Origin of the sequence: Novosphingobium clariflavum (assembly GCF_026420865.1) — a bacterium.
In the GTDB taxonomy this organism is placed as follows: Bacteria; Pseudomonadota; Alphaproteobacteria; order Sphingomonadales; family Sphingomonadaceae; genus Novosphingobium; species Novosphingobium clariflavum.
In genome coordinates this window covers 1-17,529 of record NZ_JAPCWC010000027.1, presented here as the reverse complement: position 1 = coordinate 17,529, position 17,529 = coordinate 1, and the positions used below count along the sequence as shown (strand labels likewise).

17 protein-coding genes and 1 tRNA gene are annotated in these 17,529 nt (G+C 65.7%); 16 read left to right on the top strand and 2 right to left on the bottom strand.

Going from position 1 to position 17,529, the window contains the following annotated elements; all coding sequences use genetic code 11:
- Nucleotides 1-136 precede the first annotated feature (136 nt).
- The 14 genes from ftsZ (at nt 137) to OKA11_RS20485 (ending at nt 14,221) form a co-directional block, all read left to right on the top strand.
- Nucleotides 137-1,714 carry a cell division protein FtsZ gene (gene ftsZ / locus OKA11_RS20550; RefSeq protein WP_267223741.1) on the top strand — a complete coding sequence of 526 codons (1,578 nt, stop codon included), beginning with the start codon at nt 137-139 and terminating at the stop codon, nt 1,712-1,714.
- A 306-nt stretch (nt 1,715-2,020) separates the two neighbouring features.
- Nucleotides 2,021-3,856, top strand: a complete 1,836-nt coding sequence (locus tag OKA11_RS20545; protein ID WP_267223739.1) for an SPOR domain-containing protein — start codon at nt 2,021-2,023, stop codon at nt 3,854-3,856.
- 193 nt (nt 3,857-4,049) lie between these two features.
- Nucleotides 4,050-4,556: a type III secretion system chaperone family protein gene (locus OKA11_RS20540; RefSeq protein ID WP_185928695.1), complete on the top strand. Its 507-nt coding sequence runs from the start codon at nt 4,050-4,052 to the stop codon at nt 4,554-4,556.
- A gap of 231 nt (nt 4,557-4,787) precedes the next feature.
- Complete coding sequence (locus OKA11_RS20535; protein ID WP_267223736.1) at nt 4,788-5,597, top strand: pyrroline-5-carboxylate reductase family protein; 810 nt, start codon at nt 4,788-4,790, stop codon at nt 5,595-5,597.
- A gap of 132 nt (nt 5,598-5,729) precedes the next feature.
- A complete protein-coding gene (locus tag OKA11_RS20530) occupies nt 5,730-6,470 on the top strand; it encodes a Bax inhibitor-1/YccA family protein (RefSeq protein WP_267223734.1) in 741 nt (246 codons plus the stop codon).
- 118 nt (nt 6,471-6,588) lie between these two features.
- Nucleotides 6,589-7,338, top strand: a complete 750-nt coding sequence (locus tag OKA11_RS20525; RefSeq protein WP_267223732.1) for a hypothetical protein — start codon at nt 6,589-6,591, stop codon at nt 7,336-7,338.
- A 158-nt stretch (nt 7,339-7,496) separates the two neighbouring features.
- Nucleotides 7,497-7,572 (top strand) — tRNA-Ala (locus OKA11_RS20520).
- 157 nt (nt 7,573-7,729) lie between these two features.
- Complete coding sequence (gene obgE, locus OKA11_RS20515; protein ID WP_267223730.1) at nt 7,730-8,785, top strand: GTPase ObgE; 1,056 nt, start codon at nt 7,730-7,732, stop codon at nt 8,783-8,785.
- 25 nt (nt 8,786-8,810) lie between these two features.
- A complete protein-coding gene (locus tag OKA11_RS20510; protein WP_267223728.1) occupies nt 8,811-9,773 on the top strand; it encodes a DMT family transporter in 963 nt (320 codons plus the stop codon).
- 141 nt (nt 9,774-9,914) lie between these two features.
- A complete protein-coding gene (gene proB, locus OKA11_RS20505; protein WP_267223725.1) occupies nt 9,915-11,063 on the top strand; it encodes a glutamate 5-kinase in 1,149 nt (382 codons plus the stop codon).
- Entirely contained in the window at nt 11,060-11,989 is a 930-nt protein-coding gene (locus OKA11_RS20500; protein ID WP_267223723.1) for an NAD-dependent epimerase/dehydratase family protein, read from the top strand. The genes proB and OKA11_RS20500 overlap by 4 nt, the downstream gene beginning before the upstream one ends.
- A gap of 96 nt (nt 11,990-12,085) precedes the next feature.
- Nucleotides 12,086-12,355 carry a GlsB/YeaQ/YmgE family stress response membrane protein gene (locus tag OKA11_RS20495; protein ID WP_142632602.1) on the top strand — a complete coding sequence of 90 codons (270 nt, stop codon included), beginning with the start codon at nt 12,086-12,088 and terminating at the stop codon, nt 12,353-12,355.
- A 283-nt stretch (nt 12,356-12,638) separates the two neighbouring features.
- Nucleotides 12,639-13,241, top strand: a complete 603-nt coding sequence (locus OKA11_RS20490; RefSeq protein ID WP_267223719.1) for a superoxide dismutase — start codon at nt 12,639-12,641, stop codon at nt 13,239-13,241.
- A gap of 95 nt (nt 13,242-13,336) precedes the next feature.
- A complete protein-coding gene (locus tag OKA11_RS20485; RefSeq protein ID WP_267223717.1) occupies nt 13,337-14,221 on the top strand; it encodes an NAD(P)-dependent oxidoreductase in 885 nt (294 codons plus the stop codon).
- A 72-nt stretch (nt 14,222-14,293) separates the two neighbouring features.
- On the opposite strand, the gene OKA11_RS20480 is transcribed toward OKA11_RS20485, so the two are convergent.
- On the bottom strand, nt 14,294-14,836 hold the full coding sequence (locus OKA11_RS20480; RefSeq protein ID WP_267223715.1) for a sigma-70 family RNA polymerase sigma factor: 543 nt from the start codon (nt 14,834-14,836) through the stop codon (nt 14,294-14,296).
- Nucleotides 14,829-15,029: a NepR family anti-sigma factor gene (locus OKA11_RS20475; RefSeq protein WP_323748334.1), complete on the bottom strand. Its 201-nt coding sequence runs from the start codon at nt 15,027-15,029 to the stop codon at nt 14,829-14,831. Before OKA11_RS20475 ends, OKA11_RS20480 begins: the two co-directional genes overlap by 8 nt.
- 355 nt (nt 15,030-15,384) lie before the next feature.
- On the opposite strand from OKA11_RS20475, the gene OKA11_RS20470 reads away from it, so the two are divergent.
- Complete coding sequence (locus OKA11_RS20470; protein WP_267223713.1) at nt 15,385-17,049, top strand: CHASE domain-containing protein; 1,665 nt, start codon at nt 15,385-15,387, stop codon at nt 17,047-17,049.
- Between the two features lie 109 nt (nt 17,050-17,158).
- A partial coding sequence (locus tag OKA11_RS20465; RefSeq protein WP_267223711.1) for a PilZ domain-containing protein occupies nt 17,159-17,529 on the top strand: 371 nt, incomplete at its 3' end.

The window sequence follows — 17,529 nt, the reverse complement described above, 5'->3', positions numbered from 1 at the left end:
AACCCGGCACGATTGGCCGCAAACGGCGGTTTCTGCTGTGGACAAAGATGTCTCGCGCTTTGCCTCGATCGGGCGAAGCGTGCAATCAGACTAGTCAAGGTAAATTTCTTCGCGCACGGGCTGCCAGGAGAACGAAATGAGCATCAACATCGGACCGCCGGCAATCGAAGAGCTTCGTCCGCGCATCGTCGTCATCGGCGTGGGCGGTGCGGGCGGCAACGCCATCGCAAACATGATCCAGGCGCAGATCGAGGGTGTCGACTTCGTCGTCGCCAATACCGACGCGCAGGCGCTCAACAACTCGATCGCGGAAACCCGCATCCAGCTGGGGCCCGATATCACGCAGGGCCTCGGTGCCGGTGCTCGCCCCGAAGTGGGCCGCGCCGCGGCTGAGGAAACCTTGCCGGACATCGAGCGCCTGCTCGACGGCGTGCACATGGTCTTCATCGCCGCAGGCATGGGTGGTGGCACTGGCACCGGCGCCGCGCCGATCATTGCCCAGGCTGCACGTGCCAAGGGCGTGCTGACCGTTGGCGTGGTCTCCAAGCCGTTCATGTTCGAAGGCACGCGCCGCATGCGCTCCGCCGATGCGGGCATCGAAGAGCTGCAGAAGCACGTCGATACGCTGATCGTCATCCCGAACCAGAACCTGTTCCTGGTCGCCAAGGCGGACACCACTTTCAAGGAAGCGTTCTCGCTGGCCGACGAAGTGCTCCAGCAGGGCGTGCGCTCGATCACCGACCTGATGATCATGCCAGGCCTCATCAACCTCGACTTCGCGGACGTTCGCTCGGTCATGGGCGAAATGGGCAAGGCGATGATGGGCACCGGCGAGGGCGAAGGCCCGAATCGAGCTCTCGAAGCGGCCGAGCGCGCCATAGCGAACCCGCTGCTCGACGGCGTGTCGATGCAGGGCGCCAAGGGCGTGATCATTTCGATCATCGGCGGCGACGACATGAAGCTGCTTGAAGTCGACGAGGCGGCCAATCACATCCGCGAACTCGTCGATCCCGATGCGAACATCATCTGGGGTTCGGCGTTCAACCCGGACCTCCAGGGCAAGATCCGCGTCTCGGTGGTCGCCACCGGCATCGAGCAGACCAGCGAGATGGCCGAAATCGCCGCGCGACCGGTTTCGCTGAGCGCAGGGCGTGGTCCGGTTCGACCGATGGTGTCGCGCCCCGCGCCGGAAGCTCCGGCGCCTGTGCACGCCCCGGTGATCTCGCGCCCGGCGATCCAGACGCCGTCAGCCTATACACCGGCGCCGGCACCGCTCGACCTCTCGCCGCCTGCTCCGGTCGCCGCGCCGGCCCCCGCTGCGCCTGTTTCGGCTCCCGTGACCTATGGCGAGCTGGAACTCGGTGCGGGTGAGGAAGTCGAGAGCGCCGACGAAGGCGCGGTTGACGGCTACGCCAGCATTCCCGCGTCGCGCGCTGCTCCGCTGGACCTTTCGGGCGGTATGGAAGCCGCGCCGGAACCAGTTGCGCCGCAGGATGAACTGCTGCTTGGCGGTGAGGATGCCTCGCCGCTGCGCCAGCGTCGTCCCGCGGCGGAGCCCGCACCGGCGCGTCCGGTGGGCGGCGGCAGCACGCTGTTCGAGCGTATGACCAGCCTGTCGCGTCCCAAGGCGGCGGCTGTCGAGCCGGCCGCTGATGAAGGCGACGGAGCGTCGATCTCGATCCCGCGCTTCCTCGGACGTCAGAACAACCAGTAATGGGTAGCAGGCGGGGCGGGCGGTCTTGGACCGTCCGCCCCGTTCGCGTATGTGCGTGACGGGTGCAAGCGCCGCGCGCGGCGTTTTTGCAGGGGCCAGAGTGCAGCTTGCATGGGCCCGGCCCGTTGAGATCATCCGGCGCCTGTTGGTGCATGCCTGGCGGCATGCGCCCGGTGTGCCGCAGAAAAGGTGTCGCAAAACTTGCGGGTCAGGCAACAGCGAGCGAGCGGGATGTGGTCCCGCAAGGTCCTCGGAACGGGGCTTTCCCTGCCGATACTCGTATCTGTGCTCGGGCCGCAGCCGGCCATGGCTCAGGGCGCGCCGGTTGTCGCGCGGCCGGTGGTGCAGGCGTTGCCGAGCGCCGATTCGCAGCGGTTGAGCGCTGCGCTTGCTCGCCTGGCGCGCAGTCCGCGCGATGTCGCGGCCCTGCAGGATGCGGCGGACGCGGCCAAGGCGCTGGGCGATTACGACGCGGCGATCGGTTTTTATCGCCGTGCGGACGAAATCACGCCGAACAATGCCCGCGTGAAAGCCGGTCTTGCCGGAGCGCTGGCGATGAACGGAGATCCGGTCTCGGCCATTCCGTTGTTTGCGGAAGCGGAGAGGGTGGGGGCGCCGCCATCGCAGATCGCGGTCGATCGGGGGCTTGCCTATGATCTGGTCGGTGCCAATGTCACGGCCCAGCATTACTACACGATGGCGTTGACCGCCTCCTCCGGCAACGAGGAGGCGCGCATGCGCCTCGCGCTGAGTCAGGCGATCGCAGGAGACAGCGCGGCGGCGCAGGCCACGCTGATGCCTCTGCTGCAAAAGCAGGACAAGCCGGGCTGGCGCGCACGCGCATTTGCCCTGGCGATTGCCGGCGATACCCAGCAGGCGGTCGAAGTCTCCAATTCTATCTTGCCGCCGCAACTGGCGCAAAGCATCGCGCCCTATCTGCGCTACATGCCGCGGCTCACGCGGGCGCAGCAGGCGGCTGCCGCCAATCTCGGCAAGTTCCCGCGCGCCTCGGAGATCGGCCGCGATGACGCGCGGGTGTCCGCTTATGCGACCCAGCTGGCTGCCAGCGAAGCGGCTGCAGCGCCGCGACCGGCACCGCAGGCGGCAGGCGCCAAGCCCGCGGCACGCGGCGGGCGCAAGCCGGGAGCGGCCGCGTCAGTGGCCTCGTCGGCGCCCGCGCCCGCTCGTGCCGATACACCCCGTGTCGCCGCTGCGACTGCCAGTACGGTACGAACCGAGCCGCCGCGCACGGCGCCGGCTGCGCGCGACGTGGGCGGCGAATTGCCGCCCGTTAAGGGCGCCAAGGTGGCTGCTGGCGGGCCGGTCGCGCCGTCCACCGTTGCCAAGCCTGCTGCCGGCGCGCAGGGCTTCGATCTTGCCAGGGTGCCCGATTCGCCGGCCGGTGCCAGCCCGGTCCGAACTGCCGCCCCTGAGGCGCCGCCGTCGGTCCCGGTTCGTCAGGCCGCTGCCGAACCGGCTCCGGTTCCTTCCGCGCCTCCCCAACCGCAACCCCAGCCGCAACCCGCGCCAGCGCAGTCTGCTCCGGCGAAAATCGCCGCAGCGGAAGCTCCGCCGGAAGCGGGCGCACATCAGCTCTCGCTGGCGGAAATCTTCGCCGATCTCGGCAAGCCCACGATGCAGACGGCGCCGACGGCTGGTGCAGTCGACATCCGCCAGATCGAGCCTGCTCGTCCCGCGCCGCCGCCTCCGCCGCCGAAGGTTGAAGCAAAGGCCGATCCCAAGGGCGAGGCGGACGACAAGCCGGAGATGGTCGTCAACGGCAAGCGCGTTGCCAAGCCGGTGACAAAGCCGGTTGCCAAGGCCGTCGTACCAGCGAAGCCGAAGAAGCCGGTGCCACCGCCCCAGCCAAGCCGGATCTGGGTGCAGATCGGCGTCGGTCGAAACAAGGATGCGATCGCCTTCGACTGGCGCCGTTATCTCAAGCAGGCGCCGGCGCTGTTCAAGGGGCACCAGCCCTATGTCAGCGAGATGGGCCGCACCAATCGCGTGCTGATAGGTCCCTTCGCGACCCAGAAGGCGGCCAATGCCTTCCTGGCATCCGCGAAAAAGCAGGGCTTTGACGACGCCTTGCCCTGGACCAGCGATGAAGGGCAGGTCGTCGACGTGCTGGCGGTCAAGTGATTGTGCCGGGTGGGTCTTTCCTGGAAAGAGGAGAGCCCGCCCGCCGGCTGGTTTCCGGACTGGAGTCTTATCCACACGCTGTTAACAGCCTAGTGCAGTTTTGCGCAGGCGATCACGCGCGCCGCATTGTGCAGCAGGGGCAAGGCGAAGCATCCATGCGGTCAAGCGACGCGGAGGGCGAATGTCGGAAATCATGAGGACGGTTCAGGACGATATCGGCCATGAAGAGGACAGCGCTCCGGTGGAGATGCTGGCCGCGCTCTTCGAGGCCCGCGACTGGCCTTTCGAGCTTGCCAGCGAGGACGAGATTTCCGCGGAAGTGAAGGGTGCCTGGGCAACCTACCAGTTCCAGGCGATCTGGCGTCCGGAGGACCATGTCCTGCAACTGCTGTGCCTTCCCGACATCCGGGTTCCGGACAACAAGCGCGCCGCCGTCTACGAGGCGCTGGCGCTGGTCAACGAGCAGCTCTGGGTCGGTCATTTCGACGTCTGGTCGAATGGCGGCGTGGTGCTCTATCGCCATGGCCTGATGCTGGGCGAAGACGGGCTGCTCGGCATCGATCAGGCGCAGACCGTGGTGGAAGCCGCGATCGAGGAATGTGACCGGTTCTATCCGGTGTTCCAGTTCATCCTCTGGGGGGACAAGACCCCGGCCGAGGCCCTTGCGGCCGCCCTCATCGACGCAGCGGGCGAAGCCTGACGCTGTTCCGGGCGAGGCGGGGAGACACCGGGCACGCACTTACCCAAGCCCTTGGCAGGTTCCGGACACGGGCTTAGAGCGTTTTCAAATCAGGTGGAATCACCTGATGAATAGGAAAACGCGTAAAACCAAAATCTTAGAGCAGTTGATCCGACGCAGTCGGATCGGAAGCTGCTCTAAGCGAACCGGCGTGATCGCCGGTTGCGGCAGAACTTTGTCAGGGGAATTTGCATGGAACGCTTTCAGACCATCCTGCTTGTCGGTTGCGGCAACATGGCGGGAGCCATGCTTGAGGGGTGGCTGAAGGGGGGGATTCCCGCCTCGCGTTTCACGGTTGTCGATCCGCGCCGCGAATCCGTTCCCGCAGGCGTGACCCTGCTGCGCGAACTGCCGGCCGACGGGGCGTTCGACGCGGTGATGCTGGGTATCAAGCCGCAGGGGCTTGATGATGCCGCCCCGGCCATCGCCCCGCTGGTGGGAAGGCAGACGGTGCTCTTCTCCATTCTCGCCGGGGTCGAGTTCGATAGCCTCGCCGCGCGTTTCCCGGATGCCGGTGCAATCCTTCGCATCATGCCCAACCTTGCCGTCGCGATCGGAAAGTCGCCGGTCGCGCTCGATTCGCGCGGGCTGGACGAGATCGGCCGCGCCGAAGTGACGGCACTGATGGCGCCGCTCGGCGCGCCCGAGTGGCTCGATCATGAAGGCCAGTTCGATGCGGTGACCGCGCTGACCGGCTGCGGCCCGGCCTTTGTCTATCGCTTCATCGACGCGTTGGCGGCGGGCGGCGTAGCGCTGGGGATCGAGGCTCGGCAGGCGCAGCGTCTGGCCGTGGCGATGGTGGAGGGCGCTGCGCAACTGGCGGCGGCCTCGCCGTTCTCGCCGGGCGAATTGGCCGACAAGGTCGCGAGCCCGGGCGGCTCGACCCGCGCGGGCATGAACGTGCTTGATGCCGATGACGCGCTGGCCCGGCTGATTGCCGATACCATGCAGGCTTCGAACGACCGCAATGCGGAGATGGCGGCCGAGGCCCGTCGCGGCTGAGTTTCCGCCGCGTTTACATTTTGACACAAAGTGCTGCGTCCGGTTTTCCTTGAAAAGCGAGGGGGGCGGGGCGATATTCGGGCGGTCCGGGTTTTCGCATTTGGCGGATAAACCCGTCTAAGGGAGTGTGACATGGCGAATTGGAACGACCCCCAGCCCCGTTCGGGCTTCGGAGCGTCTCCGAGCCTTGACGGCAGGACCGGCGGCAAGGTCGCATATGATGCGGGCCTGCGTCGCTACATGCTGTCGATCTACAACTACATGGCTTCCGGCGTCCTGCTTTCGGGCGTCGTGGCGCTGCTCTTTGCCAATTCCGGCATGGCCGTACAGGTGCTGACCAGCCCCCTGCGCTTTGTCCTGATGTTTGCGCCGCTCGGGTTCCTGCTGGCAATGAACTTCGGTTTCCAGCGCATGCAGACCTCGACGCTGCAGATGCTCTACTGGGGGTTCTGTGTGGTCATGGGCCTGTCGATGGCCTCGATCTTCCTGGTCTTCACCGGGGCTTCGATCGCGACCACCTTCTTCGCGACGGCGGCTGCTTTCGCGGGCCTGAGCCTGGTGGGCTACACCACCAAGAAGGACCTGTCGGGCTTCGGCACCTTCCTGATCATGGGCCTGTTCGGCATCCTGGTCGCAATGCTGGTCAACCTGTTCGTGCAGTCCTCGGCGCTGCAGACGGGCATCTCGATCCTTGGCGTGCTGATCTTCGCGGGTCTGACCGCCTATGACACGCAGATGCTCAAGAACCAGTACTACCACCTGCGCGGCACCGAGTTCATCGGCAAGGCCGTCGTCATGGGTGCGCTCAGCCTCTACCTGGACTTCATCAACATGTTCCAGTTCCTGCTGAGCTTCCTCGGCGATCGCAGGTAATCCACCGTTTTCCACGGTTGGCCGTTGCAATGCCCGGTGCGATTCGTCGCACCGGGCATTTTCTTTGGGCGTTTGTCGCGGTAAGTATACGGTCATAGGCAAATTGGAGTTTATCGGGGTGGTTAACCTGAACAAACGGGGCCTCATGCTGGGCCTTTCGCTGGCGGCAGGTTCGCTCGTCATGGGACTTTCGGGCTGCGGCCCGCAAAAGGTTGCGGTTGCGCCGCCGCCGCCGCCGCCGGCCATCGTCATCCCGCCGCGGCCGATGCCGCCGATGGGGGCGCAGGCCAACATGATAATCCCCGCTCTTGCGGCAAACGGCGCGCGCGTGACGGTCAACTCGGGCGTTTCGCAGGCGCAGGCGCTGTGGAACCTGCGTTCGGCTTACAACGTTGCCGCCCTGAACTGCATGGGCCCCGATCACGGCCCGATCCTGGCGGGCTACAAGGTCTTCCTCGTGCGCCATGCCAAAGCGCTGGCGGCCACCAACAAGACGGTCGATAAGGAATTCGCCAAGCGTTACGGCGCCGGCCGGAGCGGTATCAAGGCGCGCGAGACCTATCAGACCCAGGTCTACAACTTCTTCGCACTGCCGCCGGTGGTGCCCTCGCTGTGCAGCGCGATGATCTCCCTGTCCGCCGAACTGGAAGCGCAGCCGGCCAACCAGCTGGACAGCATTGCCGTGACCGACCTCGCCAGGGCGGAGGCTCCCTACATGGAGTTCTTCAACAGCTACGAGCAATACCGCGCTGATCTTGCCGCGTGGGAAGCGCGTTATGGCGCCGGCCAGGCGGGTACCGCATCGGGAAGCACGCCCGTGGCGGTCGGCTCGACGGTCAAGTCGCCGCAGCAGGCTTCGGCACAATAACATCAAGGCGTTGAAACGGATAGGCCCGCTCCCTCATGGCAGGGGGCGGGTCTTTTCGTTTTTTCAGAGGCCTTGCGGTTTTGCTCTTCCAACCCTGCGTGCTTCCCGCTAAGGGAGCGCTCCCGATACGGTGCGCCGTGTCGGTGAAGGACTGGAACGGGGCCGTAGCTCAGATGGGAGAGCGCGTCGTTCGCAATGACGAGGTCAGGGGTTCGATCCCCCTCGGCTCCACCAATCCTTACATGACTGACCTGAGCCGGATGAACCGGTTCTACCCCGACCCGAGGCGTGGATGCGCGACAAGGTCGGGTTTTTTGTTTATCTGCCCACGGGGGCGTGCCTAAGGTGCGTTCCCGCTCGTGGCCGTCTTTGAACCCGCTGGACCGTACCCATGCATTTTCTTGACCAGGCGAAAATCTACATCCGTTCCGGCGCCGGTGGCCCCGGCGCGGTCTCGTTCCGTCGCGAGAAGTACGTGGAATACGGCGGCCCCGACGGCGGCAACGGCGGCAAGGGCGCCGACATCGTGTTTGAGGCCGTGGCCGGGCTCAACACGCTGATCGACTTCCGCTACACCCAGCACTTCAAGGCGCCGCGCGGCGGCCATGGCATGGGCAAGAACCGCAATGGTGCGCAGGGCAAGGACCTTGTCATCAAGGTTCCCGTCGGCACCCAGATCATCGACGACGACGACCGCGAAACGGTCCTGGCCGACCTTACGGAGGCCGGTCAGCGCGTGACGCTGCTCGAAGGCGGCATGGGCGGTCGCGGCAATGCCAGCTACAAGACCAGCACCAACCGCGCGCCGCGCCAGCACCAGCCCGGTATCCCGGCGCAGGAAATGTGGGTCTGGCTGCGCCTGAAGCTGCTGGCCGACGTCGGTCTCGTCGGCATGCCCAATGCGGGCAAGTCCACCTTCATCAACAAGCTGTCGAACGCCAAGGCGAAAGTGGGCAACTATGCCTTCACCACGCTGCGTCCTCAGCTCGGCGTCGTCACCCACAAGAACCGCGAGTTCGTGCTGGCCGACATCCCCGGCCTGATCGCCGGCGCTGCCGAAGGCGCGGGCATTGGCGACCGTTTCCTCGGCCATATCGAGCGCTGCCGCGTGCTGGTCCACCTGATCGACATTTCCAACGACGATCCGGTCGAGGCGATGCACATCGTCGAGGAAGAGCTTGAGGCCTACGGCGGCGATCTCGATGGCAAGCCGCGTCTCGTTGCGCTCAACAAGATCGACCTCGTCGACGACGAGCTCGCCGCTGAATATGCCAGGGAACTGCTCAAGGCCGGCGCCCATGAAGTCTTCCCGATCTCGGGCGCGACCGGCAAGGGCATGTCCAAGCTGCTTGACGCGGTGATCGATTATCTGCCCGCTGCCACCGTGACCGAGCGTCCCGAAGGCGAGCAGGAAGAGGCCGACGAAAAGCCCTGGTCGCCGATCTGATCGTGCGCTCTTGCCGGCCCCGGTCATGACGGAAGCGAACTCGAACCCGAGCCAGCGCCTGCCAGTGGACGGGCGCGCGGCCTTGATGATGGTCGGCCTCTGCGCGATCTGGGGCATGCAGCAGACGGCGCTTAAGGCCGCCGCGCCGGACATGGCGCCGGTTTTGCAGATCTCGCTGCGTTCGGGGCTGGCGGCAGTGGTGATCGCCGCGCTCGTATTCCTCCGGGGTGAGGGCCATGCCCTGCGCGGCGGCACTTGGAGGCCTGGCCTGGCGATCGGTGTTCTGTTTGCGCTCGAATACCTGTTCATGGGGGAGGGGCTGCGGTTCACCAGTGCCTCGCACATGGGTATCTTTCTGTATACTGCGCCGATCTTTACCGCGCTCGGCCTCCATGTCGGGCTGCCGGAAGAGCGGCTGAGCCCGCTGCAATGGCTTGGCATTGGCCTCGCCTTTGCAGGCGTGGCTGTATCGTTTCTCGGCGGGGCCGGTTTCGGGGCGACCGGCGGGAGCGCGCGCGATTCCGCCTGGATCGGCGATCTCATGGGTATCGGCGCCGGGGCGTCCTGGGGCGCAACGACGCTGACGCTCCGTTTCTCGAAGCTTTCTCATGCGCCCAGTACGGTGACGACGCTTTACCAGCTGCTCGGTGCCTTTGCGCTGCTTGGCGTGCTGGCACTGGCGACAGGCCAGACCCACGTCGCCCTGACGCCGCTGCTGGGGGCGAGCCTTGCTTTCCAGACTGTGGGCGTCTCGCTGGTCAGCCTGCTGGTGTGGTTCGGCATGCTGCGGATCTATCTGGCCTCGCGGCTTGGCGTGCTGTCGTTCATGACGCCGTTGTTCGGGGTTGCCTTTGGTGTGGCTCTGCTGGGCGAGCGGTTGGAGCCGGCCTTCATCGGCGGTGCGGCGATGGTGATCGCCGGTATCCTGCTGGTCAGCGGGCACGAGATGCTGCGCGCACGGCAGGCCCGGCGCGCGGCAGTCGGCTGAAAGGGGCAGGCCCGGCAGGCGAATTGGCCGAAGCGGGGCACGACCGGGCACCCGCGTGTTCCCGAGGCGGGACAAGGTGTCGATTCTTTCACAAACGGGCGCTTTCCAGCACGGGTCATTTCACCTAGAGGCTTCCAGCAAATGCCCATCGCCCGTCTCAACGACCTTTCCGATCCCGCCTCGTGTCCGCGCCTTGTCGTCAAGGTCGGCTCCGCGCTGCTTGTCGGCCCGCAGGGTGTGCGTCGCGCCTGGCTGACCGCGCTGGTCGCCGAGATCGCCGCGGCGCGCTTGCGCGGGCAGCAAGTGATTGTGGTCTCCTCGGGCGCCATCGCGCTGGGAGCGGCGACGCTGGGGCTGGAGAAGGGGGGACGCGGCTCGCTGGCCGATGCGCAGGCGAGTGCGGCAGTGGGACAGATTGCGCTTTCGGGCCTCTGGGCGGAATTGCTGGGCACGCATGGCCTTACTGCCGCGCAGATGCTGCTGACGCTGGAAGACCTTGAGGAGCGGCGCCGCTACCTCAATGTGACCGCCACGCTGGGTCGTCTGCTCGATGCTGGCGCGGTGCCGGTGATCAATGAGAACGATTCGGTCGCCACCGAGGAAATCCGCTTCGGCGACAACGACCGCCTTGCCGCCCGCGTCGCGCAGGCCGCGCAGGCGAGCGCGGTGCTGCTGCTCTCGGACATCGATGGACTTTACGACCGCCATCCCAAGCTGCCCGGCGCGGCGATGATCCCGGTGGTGGAAGGCGTCACGGCCGAAGTGCGGGCCATGGCCAGCGCCGAATCGAACTCGGGCATGGGCTCGGGCGGCATGATCTCCAAGCTTCAGGCCGCCGAGATCGCCGAGCTGGCGGGCATCGCCATGGTCATCGGCAATGGTCAGGTGGAGCGCCCGATCGATCGCATCATCGCCGGCGGCGTCGGCACCCTGTTCCTGCCTCGCGGCAGGGCGGGGGCACGCAAGGCCTGGCTCGGCGGGCGCCTGCGCCTCACCGGCACTCTCCACGTCGATGACGGTGCCGCGGCGGCGCTGCTGCGCGGTTCCAGCCTGCTGGCCAAGGGGGTGACCGGGGTCGAGGGCACGTTCGAGCGCGGCGATGCCGTGGCCGTGACCGATGCGAAGGGGCATGTCATCGCGCATGGCCTGTCCGAATATGCCGCTGGGGAATGTGCGGCCATCAGGGGGCTTCATTCGAGCGAACAGGCGGCCGTGCTCGGTTACGCCCCGCGCTCATCCGTGGTCCATCGCGACCAGATGGTGCTCAAGGCCCGACCGGAAAAGGCATGAATCCCAACGATCGTCCCGTCATCGCGCTGACCGGCGCCACCGGCTTTCTCGGCCGCTCCACGCTCGATGAGGCCTTGCGTGCAGGCTACCACGTGCGTGCGCTCACCCGCAGCGCGCAGGAGTCCGTCGAGCACGTCACCTGGGTCCGCGGCGAACTGCGCGACACCGGTTCGCTCTCCGAGTTGACGCGCGGGGCCGAGGCGATCGTCCATGTCGCCGGGGTAGTCAACGCGCCCGATGCGGCCGGGTTCGAGATCGGCAATGTCACCGGCACGCTCAACCTGATCGAGACGGCGGTGATCAAGGGCATCGCGCGCTTTGTCTACGTCTCTTCGCTTTCCGCGCGGGAGCCGCAGCTTTCGGCCTATGGTGCTTCCAAGGCGCGGGCTGAAAAACTGGTCATGGCGAGCCCGCTTGACTGGACCATCGTGCGGCCACCGGCAATCTACGGCCCGCGCGACAAGGAGATGTTCGAACTGTTCCGCGCGGCCCGCTGGGGCGTGGTGCCGGTGCCAAGGCACGGCAGGGCCTCGATGATCCATGTCGAGGATCTGGCGCGCCTGCTGGTGGCGCTGGTGACGGCGCGCGGCGAGGGAGTCACCGGCTGTACGCTTGAGCCCGACGACGGCAAGCCCGAAGGCTGGGAGCACGGTGAGATGGCGCGGGCCATCGGCATTGCCGTGGGCAAGCGGATCTGGGCGCCGGGCCTGTCGCGCGGGGCTTTGATGGCGGTGGCCAAGGCCGACCACTTCCTGCGCGGCGACAAGGCCAAGATGACGTCGGACCGTGCGGCCTATTTCAGCCATCCTGACTGGGTGGTCGGCGCGCATGCCCGTGTGCCGGAAGCGATCTGGCAGCCCCGGATCGCTACGACCGATGGCCTGCGGGCAACGGCGGAGTGGTACATGGCCGAGGGCTGGCTCTGAGTTCAGGCAGCGTGGACAAATTGTTGCGCGCTTAAAGGAACCGACGAGGATTGCGTCCGTTATTGATGCACTACGACCCTATTCGGAGATGCAACAATGACTCTTCTGCTTGTACTCGTGGTCGGTGGCGTCATCGGCTGGCTGGCTTCGATCCTGATGCGTACGGATGCGCAGCAGGGTATTTTTCTCAACGTCGTTGTTGGCGTTGTCGGTGCCCTGATCGCCGGTGTACTGATTACCCCGCTGATCGGCGGTGCACCCATCACCAGCGGCGCGTTCGACATCATGTCGCTGTTTGCCTCGTTCCTGGGCGCGGTGGTGCTGCTGGCGATCGTCAACCTGTTTCGTCGCGGTTCTATCCGCTGACGTCGTCGCGGCGGTTTTGCCCGGGCCGAGAGGGACGGCAGCCTATGCGCTGCCGTCCCTCTTCGCATGAGCGCGGGGCGCAGCCTGCAAGCATATGTAGCGCCCTGCAAACAAAATGCCGCCAATGAATGCTTGAATTGTCGGGCAATAGGTCAGACATACGCCGACGACGCGCGGTGACGCGCAGGGGCCTCGTTCGATGTCCGCACGCCGGTTTCCTGGCGGGCGCCAGGGCAGAGCTCCGGTGTTCGACAGATTCATAACCTGAAACAGGAAGACAGCCATGACCATTTCCCTGATGCCGCTGCCCTACGCACAGGATGCGCTCGAACCGCATATCTCGGCCAAGACGCTGGAAATCCACCACGGCGCCCACCACAAGACTTACGTCGACAAGCTGAACGCCGCCGTCGAAGACACCGCCAATGCCGACAAGTCGGTCGAGGAAATCACCAAGACCGCCTCGGGCCCGCTGTTCAACAACGCCGCCCAGATCTGGAACCACGGTTTCTACTGGTACTCGATGAGCCCGTCGAAGACCGCGCCGAGCGCCGAACTCGCCGCTGCCATCGACAAGGACTTCGGTTCGCTCGACGCGCTGCTCGAAGCGCTCTCGAACGAAGCCGTGAACCACTTCGCGTCGGGCTGGGCCTGGCTGGTCGTCGACGGCGGCACGCTCAAGGTCATCTCGACCCACGACGCCGGCTGCCCCATCACCACCGACGTGGTGCCGCTGCTGACCATCGACGTCTGGGAGCACGCCTACTACATCGACCAGATGAACAAGCGCCCCGCCTATGTGAAGGCCGTGCTTGAAAACCTCATCAACTGGGACTTCGCCAGCGAGAACTTCGCCCGCGGCACGGCCTGGACCTACCCGGCGTAAGCCACGAAACCTCCTCGCAGGTTTCTGAAAAAGGGCCGGGTCGCCGATAGGCGGTCCGGCCCTTTGCTTTTTATCGGCAATTGGAATTCTCTTACATGGATATCGGATTCATCGGCCTTGGCGCCATGGGCAGCGCCATGGCGCGCAATCTGGCCAAAGCCGGACACCACGTGCGCGCCTGGAATCGCTCGGGCGGCGCGGTCGAGGGTATCGAGATGGTCGCCACCCCCGCCGAGGCTTTTACAGGCGACGTGGTGCTGACGATGCTTTCGGAAGATGGCGCGATTCGCGAGGTGCTGCTGGACAGCGGCGTTCTGGACAGTGCTCCCAATGGCGTCACGCACCTTGTCTGCTCGACGATCTCGGTGGCCTTCGCGCGCGAACTGGTGGAGCGGCACGCGGCGGCGGGCGTCGGATATCTCTCGGCGCCGGTGCTGGGCCGTCCCGATGTGGCGGCGGCGGGGCAGCTCAACGTGATCCTCGCCGGGCCTTCGGTCTTGCGCGCGGGGCTTGATCCGGTTTTTGCCCCGATTGCCGGCAAGGTCTGGGACATGGGCGAGGAGGCGCCGCGCGCCAATGCCGTCAAGATCGCCTGCAACATGATGATCACCATGGCCATTGAGGGCATGGCCGAGGCCGTGGTCCTCACCGAAGGGCTCGGGGTGGAGCGCGAGGCGTTCTTTGAACTGATGCTCGGTACGCTGTTCGGTAGCCGTGTCTACCAGAACTATTCGGGCATCATCGCTGAGGGCAAGTACGAGCCCGGCTTCAAGGCGGTGCTGGGCCTCAAGGACCTGCGGCTGGCCAAGGAACTGGCGGCCGAGACGGCGCCGGGCACGCAGGGCAGGTTGCCGATGCTCGATGCCGTTCATGCGCAGATGGGTGCGACCGTCGAAGGCGGCTATGCCGCCCGCGACTGGGGGGCGATGGCGGACTACACCATCGCCAGGGCCAGGGCCAGGGCCAAGGCCAGGGGCTGACGATCGGGAGTCTGTTCGCGGAACGAACCGGCCCTCTCGCAGGCGAGGGGGCCGAAATCCGAAATCTACCTGTCAGTCGCGTGTCATCGGCAGGGCCGAGAGGTCGGGTTCGGCATCGAGCATCCGGGTGAGATCGCCGCGGGCGCGGGCGACCCGGCTTTTCATCGTGCCGATCGGGCAACCGGCGATGTCCGCCGCCTCCTCGTAGCTGAAGCCTGAGGCGCCGACCAGCAGTACCGCCTCGCGCCGTTCGGGGGCCAGCTTCTGCAGCGCGGCTTCCATGTCGCCGAGGTGAAGCGGGCTTTCCTGATCGGCTTCCATCACCAGCAATCGTTCCGCCGCGCCTTCGTCGAGTTCGGTCATGCGCCGGTTCTTGCGCAGTTCGGACAAGTAGTGGTTGCGCAGGATCGCGAAAGTCCAGGCACGCATGTTGGTGCCGGCAGCATAACGCTCCCGCGCGGTCCAGGCCTTGATGAGTGCCTCCTGCACAAGATCGTCGGCGAAGTCGGGGCGCCCCGAAAGACCGCGCGCAAAGGCGCGCAAGTGCGGCAGGACACCCAGAAGTTCGTCACGGAATGCCGCTTCGGCCGGGGGGCGGCTGAGCCGTTCAGTCATCGTCGCTTCCGTCGAGCTTCTTGAGCAAGTCCTTGAAGCTGTCCGGAAGCGGTTCGTCGACCACGGAGTTGTACAGCTTCCTCAGTCCACTGGCCCAGCCCGGCTCGCCTTCGCCGGGGCGCACGGCTCCGGTCCCGGCTTGCGGGGGCATGCCGGATTGTCCCGGCTGGCCATTGCGTGGAGACTGACTCACTGCGAACTTCCTTTCGAACCGGACACTTGCGTGCTGGCTGGGAGCGGGTCAAGAGCGCTGCCGCCAATGCAATTGTTTGCAGCACCAGGCTGCAAGGCACTGCCGCCCGTTTCGCCAGTCGGAGAAGGCGAGGTGCCACACGGTGTCTGGCGCGCGGGGTTGGCGGGGTTGCGGATTAGCATCGTTTTCGCTGGAACCATCGAGAGGCTCGATGGTTCCCTCGCAAGCAAAGACTTGTCATAGAGTTTGTCCTATGGGGTGCCCTGGGGGCGCTTATTGCGTTTTTCACGAAGTTTCAGCCGCGCATCGGGATTACGGATTTTGAAGTTTCTGAGGTTTCGGGGGAGTTTCGCCGGTGATTGACCAGGCTCTGCTCGACAGGGTCCAGAAACAGGCGTGGTTCCACAAGTATCCGCGCGGCTGGCCGTTCCTGCTGTTCATCATTGCCTCGATCACCACGGCGGTTTCCGTGATGGCGATCGAGCGCGCCGATCGCCAGACCCGGCGGGTTGAACTGGATCGCAACCTTGTCGAGATTTCCTCCGCGCTTGAACGGCGGGTGACCGAGAACATCGCGCTGCTGCGTGCCGGTGCGGCGCTGTTCGGCAGCCAGCGCGACGTCAGCGAGGAGCAGTTCCGCGCCTTTGCCGAAGACCTGCAGGGCAAGGGCAACCTTTATGGGTCGCTGGGCATGGGCTGGGCGCCGCTGGTGTCGGTCGAGCATCTGGCGGAGCTGGAAGTGGCACAGCAGGACGGCGGCGATTTCGACTGGATCGTCCACCCGCGGCCGGACGTCGGGCAGGAACTGGTGGCGCCGATCCTCTACATCGAGCCGCAGGACCAGCCCAATCGCGATGCCCGGGCCTACGACATGTTTTCCGATCCGGTGCGCCGCGCCGCGATGCAGCAGGCGATGAAGCTGGGCAAACCGGTGGCATCGGGCAAGGTCCATCTCGTGCAGGACGCGGGCAGGACGGAAGCGGCGGGTTTCCTGATCTACATGCCCGTAGTTGTCGGTGGCGGGGCGTCGCGGCAGGTCAAGGGGTTTGTCTATAGCCCGTTCCGCGCCGAGACCTTCCTAAACTCCGCCTCGGAACTCTACCGGGCCGACCAGATCGACGTGGCCATCTACGATGGAGCGGTGGCGCCCGAAAACCTGCTGGCCGAACGTCGGGCCGAGGGGCTGACCGGGCCGACGATGGAGCGGCGCATCGATGTCGGTAGCCACACCTGGGTGGTCGTGATCAGCGATCGCAAGGTCGGCCTGCTGTCGGCGGCTTCGCGCATTACGCTGTTTTTCGGAGCGCTGACCTCGCTCATGGTCATGGCCATCGCGCGGTTCATCACCCGCCGCTCGGCCGAGGACCGGCGTGTGCTGGAATGGCTGCAGGGACAGGCCGCGATCCGCAACTCCCTGACCCGCGAACTCAATCACCGCGTCAAGAACACACTGGCCAACGTGCTCTCGATCGCCGCACTGACCCGCCGCCGGGCGACCGACATCGACGAGTTTACCGAGAGTCTGACTGCCCGGATTCGTGCGCTTTCGGCGACCCACGATCTGCTTTCGCAGTCGGATTGGCGCCATGCCGGGCTCGGTGACGTGGTTCGTTCGGAATTGGCGCCTTATATGCAAGGCAGCGAGGGGCACGTCGAGATGTCCGGCCCGGAGATCAGGCTGGCGCCCAACGATGCGATGTCGCTGGGACTTGCCATTCACGAACTGGCGACCAATGCCGCCAAATACGGCGCGCTGAGCCGGCCGGAAGGGCGCATTCACGTGCACTGGCACCAGATCGCCTCCGACCTCGCCGAAGTCCATTGGCGCGAGGAGGGGGGGCCACCGGTCGCGGTCCCCGGCAAGCGCGGGTTCGGGCGCGACCTGATCGAGAAGATCGTTGCCCACGAACTCAAGTCCGATGTCCAGCTGGAGTTCTTGCCGGCCGGTGTCGAGTGCCGCCTGCGGGTGCCGGTGCGCACCAGCCGGGAGTTCGCCTTGCGTAACGACCGTCGCGACTAGGTCGTAAACTCCTAAACGGCACCCATCGAGGCGCCTGTCCGGGGCAATTTTATGATTGCTTAAGTAAAGTCGCCTAGTGTGCACAGTGACACGCAAGGGGGGCTTGGTTATGGATTCGCGCGCTTGGGATCGGCAGATCGTCGAGAAGCAGGTCGATTGCCGGCTTGGTGAAACCACCGGGCGGGTGTTTCTTTATAATCTTTCGGTCGGCGGGGGCATGATCGACGTGGGATCGATGCGGATGGCCGTGGGCGATTCGATCGAGATCGGGCTCGGCGGTATCCAGCGGGCTGCAGGCGAAGTCGTCTGGGCCCATGACGGCTGTGCCGGCGTGCGCTTCGCGACTGCGCTGCATGAGGCGGTAGTTCGCCATCTCGGCTTCAACCCGCCGACGATTGGTTTCGAGGAGCAGGCCCCGCGTGATCGCTTTGGCCGGATCCTGCCGCCAATCAATGCCGGCGAACGGCCTGCGCTTTATTA